Origin of the sequence: Pectobacterium polonicum (assembly GCF_005497185.1) — a bacterium.
Taxonomy (GTDB): domain Bacteria; phylum Pseudomonadota; class Gammaproteobacteria; order Enterobacterales; family Enterobacteriaceae; genus Pectobacterium; species Pectobacterium polonicum.
In genome coordinates this window covers 20817-28265 of record NZ_RJTN01000034.1, presented here as the reverse complement: position 1 = coordinate 28265, position 7449 = coordinate 20817, and the positions used below count along the sequence as shown (strand labels likewise).

The following is a 7449-nucleotide window of genomic DNA, read 5'->3' as shown; positions in this document are numbered from 1 at the left end:
TGTGCTGGTAGTGAAACACGGCGTGGGCATGTGCCCGACGCACCAGTTGTCCGGCATCATCATGCTGATAAACGTGCGGGATGGCGTCCTCATTCGCTGCATTCCCGCACTGTAGCCGCTGGCATAGGTGACACGACCGTCGTAATCGGTAAAGCGAACGACATGGTCATTACCGTCAAGCTCCCACAGTGCAACGAGGCCATCTTCCCGGCGTGCGGTTCTGCGCAGTCCTGCAAAGTCGTACTCCTGCGTGAGTTGTGATCCTACCACACGGTGGGATACGCCCCGCATAACGGCAAGCCGAACCCGCCGTCAGCGATTAACCTTAAAGGCCGCTGGCTGGAAGAGTCGGGTTTTATGACCGGGATGCCGATTACCGTGACGGTTGAACGGGGAAGGATAGCGATTGAGACGGAGATTAATCTCTGATCGTTAAGCTAAACAGCAGGTAAAAAATAGCCGGAAGGATCGAGGGATCACTTCCGGGTTATTTCTAAGGGTATTTTCCTATAAAGACTTAACTAATATTTGATATATTTTTCAGTACTTCCATTGTTATGAGATATGATTCTTCAATGGAATTATTAATTTCAAGACAATCATTAACATCTCGATTTTCGTAATATATATTCCCTTGAGAATCAGAAACATCAATGTCATAAGAGGCACTATTTTTGGAATGTATCTCAATAACAACCTCATCACAATCTTCATCTAAAACGTACTCTTTCTTAATTAAAATACTAAAATAGAAGACAGAATGTGAACCAACGATTTTTACTTCAATTGATGAGGATTGAATAGCATTAAAGCTATATCGATCTCTTAATGAGTTAATTTTACCGAAAATTAGGCTATCCATTTTATTATCCACATGATTTTTTTACAGTCTTTGTATAATTAGATGTTTTTTCGGTTCCTCTGGTATCACCCCACTCCTTCAGTTTGGACATATCTGGATCATTGCTTGGCCTAACAGAAGCATGATTTTTACCATCTTGAACTACATCTAATCCGCCATCGTTTAACGTTCTCACATCAAGAGTTTGATATTTACCATTAGAAGGCTGCTCAATAGTTGTAGATAACCCTGTTGTTGTGTCTTTTCCTGGTCGAGGGGTTAAATTTGAATCAGTGCCACTTCCCATACGATAAACGACACCATCGGTTAATATTTTAGCTAACCCCCACGGATCTACCCACCCAATCGGATTCGGCGCATACTGATAAAGGTTTATTCCGCCCGCCAGCCCTATCGGGTCCTGCGTCGTAAACCGGCCTACGGTGGGATCATAGTAGCGGAACAGGTTGTAATGCAAACCGGTTTCGTCATCCGCGTATTGGCCGGCGTAGCGTAACGGCTGAGGCTCCACCGGTTTGCCGTGGCGGAGTGCTGCACTGTCCTGCGTTTGTCCGTTTACCGCCCCAAAGGTGCTGTAGTCGCCGCTCCAGCGGACGGCGCCGTCTGCATCGGTCATCTCCAGCGGAGCGCCGTTCAGGTCGGTGTTGAACCAGCGGATATCGCCGTCGTGTGCTCCCGCTTGCCGGGTGATACGCGCTAACGGCGACCACCAGACGTTTGGGTCATAAACATAACTTTCTGTCCGGTCAGCGTGTCTGGCCTGCAACAGCCGAAAGCCTTCCCACAGGAAATGCGTGTCGTCCTGCTTTCCGTTTTCGCCCCAGATAACCGTTTTACGGGTGCGTCTGCCCAGTGCGTCATAGCCATAGCGGGCGACAAATTCCCCCAGCGGCCCCCGGCCCCGCGCTTCGAGCAGGCGGTTATCGGCGTCGTACCGATAAAACTGCTCTGTTCCGCCATCACGTCGCCGTATCAGATTGCCCTGACCGTCATACTGATTCCACAGATTGCGCCAGTTCAGCAGGCGATTATCGAATAACGGAAAGGCGGAAGCGGAAGGGTTGCTATCCTGTATATTGTCCGCGGCATCATAGCCGTATGCACGGTGATGCACCTGCCAGTGAACGTCAATACGTTTCAGCAGGCGGCCTTCCGCATCGTAATCGTACTGAACGTCCCCCCGCAGGGTGTCCTTAACCGAAGCCAGTTCCCCGGCGGCGGTGTAGCTCAGCGCCCGCGATAATATCTGCTGCTCCGGTGCGGCGACCTCCCACAGCCCGCTGCGCTGTGAAGTCAGGCGGCCTAAACGATCATATTCTCGTCGCTGTTCACGCCGTCCCTGAGTGCGGGTGATTTCCCGGTGCAGGCGGTCACGGGTGAACTCGCTGATGACCTGATGATTGAATTTTACCGCGCTGACGTGGCCGGAGCCGTAGTGCAGCCAGCGTAGCGTGTCACCCTCCGGCAGCGACAGCGTGCTAACATTCCCCAACGCATCCCGCGTATAGGTGATGCTCCCCTCGCTGCCGCACTCACCTGACAAATAGCCTGCGGCATCATAGGTCAACCTGACCTCATCGGCGGTGAGCCCCTGCGCCAGGCCTTCTTCGGTAGGCTCGCGTTTTAGCGAAACCAGTTGCCCTCTGTCATTGTGCTGGTAGTGAAACACGGCGTGGGCATGTGCCCGACGCACCAGTTGTCCGGCATCATCATGCTGATAAACGTGCGGGATGGCGTCCTCATTCGCTGCATTCCCGCACTGTAGCCGCTGGCATAGGTGACCGGCGGCGTCGTAATGGAAGGTCAGTTCAACACCGTCCACACGCCGCTCGTGAACCAAGCGACCGACGGCATCATAACCAAACTGGTAGGCTGAGCCGTTGCCGTTCTCCAGCCGTAATACTTGCCCACGTGCGTCGTAGTGCCAGCGGGTTGTCCGGCGTAACCGGTCAGTTACACAGATGGGCTGGCCCAGGTCGTTATACTGCCAGCGTATCTCACTGCGCTGGGCATCGCGCCATGTCTGTAACTGGCCGCGGGCATTCCAGAGTAGTGTTTCCCGACGATCATCCGGGTAGATAATCGCCGTCAGTTTCCCGCAGGCATCCCACTCCCGTCGGGTCGCGTGACCTTCCGCATCGATGGTAGTCAGCAGTTGTCCGAAGCGATCATAGGCAAACGTGCTGCATTGCCCCGAACAGTCGGTCCGCGCCGTCAGGAGCCCTTGCTCATCCCACTCCAGTGCCACGCTGCCGCCCAGCGCATCGGTCACGCTGTCTGGCAAATTCTCCTGCGCATGAGGGTAGTGATAACGTGTTGGGTTTCCCAGCGCGTCAACCTCTTCAATCAGCCGGTCAAGGTCGTCATACTGCCTCTGCTCCTGGCTGCCGTCGGCATACGTCACCAGCGCAACGTTACCCGTCAGCCGATACCACTGGTATTGCGTCTCCCGACCCAGCGGGTCAACTTCACTGAGTAAACGGCCATAGCCGTCCCAGGTGGTCTTGCGGCTTGCTCCACCGGGTAGAATGACTTCACACAGTTCATCATCGGCATAGCGCAGCTCAGTTTCACGACCGTCGTAATCGGTAAAGCGAACGACGTGGTCATTACCGTCAAGCTCCCACAGTGCAACGAGGCCGTCTTCCCGGCGGGCGGTTCTGCGCAGTCCTGCGAAGTCATACTCCAGCGTGAGTTGTTCACCCGCGCTATTTCGGTAGGCCACTACGCGGGGTAAATCCGCAATCTCCTGCCACTGGTATTCGTTGAGCAGGCCGTTGGCATCTTCATGGCTTGCCATCAGCCCGTCATCTTGCCAGGTAAAACGACGGCGCACGCTACCGCCCCGCCCGGTGACGGTGACAAGTTGCCTTTGCTTATTGTAGGTATAGTGCACGAGACAGGTCGATTCATCCAGCCAGACGCTGTCCAGTCGGCCATTCTGATACCGGCAGGTGAGGTGTCGCCCGGCACTGTCCTTCAGTGTGTTAAGCGTGTCGTCGTCGTTCCAGAAAAAAAGCATGTCATTGCCACAGGGCTCTGCAATGCGTGCAAGCACCGCTTTTCCCTGCGAAGACAGCGGAGTGTAATGCCAGATTTCGCCGTCTAGCCCATAAACCGACCAGCTTTCATTCTGATGGTGCTCCAGCCAGCATTTCTCCGTCGGGCAATAGGTACGATGACCGACAGGTACAAAAGGGAAGGAAATTTGGTCGCCCGATGGCGCACGCCAGACCAGACTGTCTTGATAGCGTGTCAGCGTCGTTTCCCAGAACAGGCTCCAGCCTGTTCCCAGCACGCTGTCGCCGGGATTACCACTGCGCCAGTAACGTTGCCAGTACACAGGCAGACGGGAGGGCAGGACAAAATCCAATTCATCTTCATCGGCCAGAAACTTCTGACCACTCACAATATCGATGGGGCGGGCGATAATTCCCGCTACCGAAGCGCCAATCATGGCAAAGCTAAAACGGCAGGCAATACGTTGGAGTTTATTGAGGCCGGGAAGTTTTTGTAAAAGCTGCCCCAACTTGCCGAGCTTGCCTGGCATACCGCCGACCCCACCAAGCAACCCGGCTAACAGCAACGCCAAATCCGAGGCTTGATAGAGCCAGGCGGGAACTTCCGGTTTAACAGGCAGCATGGGTTTGGTTTCGCCGCCGATGAAGACATTGGATGACCCTTCCGTGATGGTGGCACCACAGTTAATTTTATCGCCCAGTCGGGAAGCTGGCTGGTTGTTGATGTATACTGTCGCGGACCCTTCTGCCACCTGCATGGAGGGGCCGTCTTTATCACATTTTGCGATACTCAGGATGGCGCGGACGGCTCTCATACCGTTGATGAACACATTGTGTGAACCTGTATTAATGGCGCCGGCTTTTGACATGCTGCTACCGATAAGTCCGGCAACGCCATTGCGGGCTTTTTCTGCCAGCACCGCTGTCGCCATTCCCACCGCAACGCTGAGCCCCATCAAAAGTATGCCACCGAAAAGGCAACTCCCAAGACCAGCCACAAATAAGGCTGTCGCAGCAATACCGCCAACGAACGCGATTAACCCGCCGACAACTGTACCGGCAATCATGCCTGCCAATGCACTAGAGTGCCCAATCCCATCACCAACACGCGCAGCTTCAGACATAACAATATTCCTTATCGTTACGAGTTAAACGTAAAGCTCCCCAGCAGGGCGTTGAGCTGAGATTCATCGGTAGCAGAGAGTGGTGCGGTTTTCGATAGGGTGAAAACCAGAATCTGCGCGTTATCTAATGCGAACACGGCTTGCTGTTGCCACATACGCCGACCCTCGCGCAGATAGCTGGCGCTGATGGTTTCACCTTCAAGGAGGTGAGAGCCCAGCCAGATGGCATCGCGTGCCAGCGTTTTCCACCCTTTAAGATGTTGAGACATCAGCGTCAGCTGTCTTTCGATATAATCACTGCGTGATTCACCTGCTTCCAGCGAGTCACGCGCTACCGTGAAGGTGGGGTCGCCCTCTTTTTCAGATATCAGTGCGTTCACAGTACGGTCACGATAGCCGTCAGGCAGCGTGATGCTGCCTTCGGTGAAAATGCAGCAGGCAGAAGAGTTGGTCGTCACAATACAAGCCTCAGTTCATCCCATCTAACGCCCCGTTACTGAAGAGAGGGGCGGATGGATATGCAGATTATTTATTCAAATCAATACGTGAACTGCCAATGACATTGACGTTCACACCTTTGAGTTCGATATCGCCGTTGTTGAAAAGAGTTAGCGAACTTGCCCCTGCTGTCAGCGTGATGCTGCCATTGACAGACGTCACGGCAATGTTGTTTTTCACCTGTAGGCTGTCGTGCGCCTCACCTTGTGCTTCCGCGTCACCGATGACGGTGCCACGATGGCTGGAGATGACGAAGGCTTGCTGCCCCTGAACTCTGGTGAACTGGTCTTTTACCACCGACACCGTTTGATTACCGCCCACGCTTTCCTCATGGTCAGCCGTGACAGTGGTGGTACGGTTGTTCAGCACCACGGTATTCATGTCTTTCTGGGCATGGATAAACACTTCTTCCTGCCCGGCCTGATCTTCAAAGCGCAGCTCGTTGAATCCCGCGCCCTTGTGCGTAGAGGTGCGCAGCGAGGTGCGCGTCTTGTTCGCCGGCAGCGGGTACGGCGACGGATTGGTGGCATGAAAGGTTCTACCCGTTACGATAGGCTGGTCGGGGTCGCCTTCGAGGAAGCTGACGATGACTTCATGGCCGATACGCGGGATGGCAATCAAACCGTATTGACCGCCTGCCCAGCCCTGGCTGACGCGTACCCAGCAGGAGCTCTGGTCATCGCTGGCACCGTATCGGTCCCACGGAAATTGCAGTTTGATACGGCCATATTCGTCACAGTAGATTTCCTCGCCTGCGGGGCCGACCACAGTGGCAATCTGCGGACCATCGACCATCGGTTTGTACGGCAGGTCGGCACGCCAGGTGCTTTTGGCGCTAATCACCTCGAAGCTGTTGCTGTAGGTGGTCGGTTCACCGCCACTTTCTTCTTCCAGCGCCTGGGGCTGCTGCCCGCTGTGGGTAATGGCAACCAGTTGCCAGCCACTATTCAGCGTCGGATTAGGATGTTCGGTTAAGGTAAAGCTGCTTCCTGGCATCAGCATCGCGGCATTCGATTCGCCGGAGCCGGTCATCGCTCCCGCTCTTAACGCATCCAGCCGGTAGCCGGTAAAGGCCTTGCCGCTCGGGTCTTGTTTGAAGCGCCCAGGGTAATCATAGTGCTGATAGCTTTCGCGCTGGTGCGCCAATTCGCCGCTCATCTTACTGTGCAGCAGGCCGTAGGCGGGGGTTTTGAAGCTGTAATCCTTGAGCGCGACTTCGGCGGTGCTGACGGCTTCGGCGTAGCGGAAGCGACGGACATAGTCGCCTTCACTCAGCCCTTGTGTGGCAAGGTTGAAGAACAGTTCTGGGCCTTTGCTGAGCGCCCCCGCATCATCGGCAAAGACGACGCGGTGTTTACCTTCTTCAAACTCATGGAAGAAGTACAGCCCTTCCTCTGCGGCCAGTCGGGTGATAAAGGCTAAATCGCTTTCACGATACTGCACGCAATATTCGCGCGGGGCGTGGTCGTGACGCAGGGAAAAGGCATAATCGGTAATGCCGGACTCTTCCAGCAACGTACCGATAATGGCCTCCGGCTTTTGCGCCTGAAAGATGCGGGTATTGGTACGCAGCCCCAGCCGCCACAGCGCTGGACGAACTTCCGCCTGATAGCGGGTGCGACGAAAACCGGTGTCGCCCTGGGCAAAGGCACTGACAATGCCGCTGACCCGTCGCTTCAGTTCGCCTTCATACCACACCAGCAGTTCGCAGGGCTGGTCGAGCACCGTACCAAAGTCGATACCCGGTAGCGGGCTGGCCAGATTCAGCGACAGGGCAAACGGCTGGTTCAGTGCCTCGCTGAGCTGAAAATCCACCACGGCAAAGGTCGAGGCGGGCAATGCACCGACCTTTACCGTGAACTGTAATCCTGTACTGTTTGCCACGTTGATTCCCTCGCGTCCCGTGATGAAAACCGTGTTGTCTGCACTCAGGTCTGGAGAGTCA

6 protein-coding genes are annotated in these 7449 nt (G+C 54.9%); 1 reads left to right on the top strand and 5 read right to left on the bottom strand.

Features of this window, described 5'->3' with window-relative positions; genetic code table 11:
- A partial coding sequence (locus EDI29_RS21515; protein WP_137742509.1) for a hypothetical protein occupies positions 1-270 on the bottom strand: 270 nt, incomplete at its 3' end.
- 3 nt (positions 271-273) lie between these two features.
- Between EDI29_RS21515 and EDI29_RS21510 the strand changes: the two genes are divergently transcribed.
- Positions 274-429 (top strand): SymE family type I addiction module toxin, encoded by a 156-nt coding sequence (locus EDI29_RS21510; RefSeq protein ID WP_137742508.1) that lies wholly within the window; start codon positions 274-276, stop codon positions 427-429.
- A gap of 88 nt (positions 430-517) precedes the next feature.
- On the opposite strand, the gene EDI29_RS21505 is transcribed toward EDI29_RS21510, so the two are convergent.
- The 4 genes from EDI29_RS21505 to EDI29_RS21490 all read right to left on the bottom strand — a co-directional run bounded on the left by EDI29_RS21505 (position 518) and on the right by EDI29_RS21490 (position 7388).
- A complete protein-coding gene (locus EDI29_RS21505) occupies positions 518-862 on the bottom strand; it encodes a hypothetical protein (protein ID WP_137742507.1) in 345 nt (114 codons plus the stop codon).
- A gap of 4 nt (positions 863-866) precedes the next feature.
- Positions 867-5006, bottom strand: coding sequence for an RHS repeat-associated core domain-containing protein (locus EDI29_RS21500; RefSeq protein WP_137742506.1), 4140 nt, complete (start codon positions 5004-5006; stop codon positions 867-869).
- A 17-nt stretch (positions 5007-5023) separates the two neighbouring features.
- Positions 5024-5464: a DcrB-related protein gene (locus EDI29_RS21495; protein WP_137742505.1), complete on the bottom strand. Its 441-nt coding sequence runs from the start codon at positions 5462-5464 to the stop codon at positions 5024-5026.
- A gap of 67 nt (positions 5465-5531) precedes the next feature.
- The gene (locus tag EDI29_RS21490; RefSeq protein ID WP_137742504.1) at positions 5532-7388 is read right to left on the bottom strand and encodes a type VI secretion system Vgr family protein; all 1857 of its coding nucleotides are present in this window, start codon (positions 7386-7388) and stop codon (positions 5532-5534) included.
- Positions 7389-7449: the final 61 nt, after the last annotated feature.

Excerpts from the sequence above, each read along its gene's own strand:
- EDI29_RS21500 (WP_137742506.1), bottom strand. The coding sequence starts at position 5,006 with ATGTCTGAAGCTGCGCGTGTTGGTGATGGGATTGGGCACTCTAGTGCA.
- EDI29_RS21505 (WP_137742507.1), bottom strand. The coding sequence starts at position 862 with ATGGATAGCCTAATTTTCGGTAAAATTAACTCATTAAGAGATCGATAT.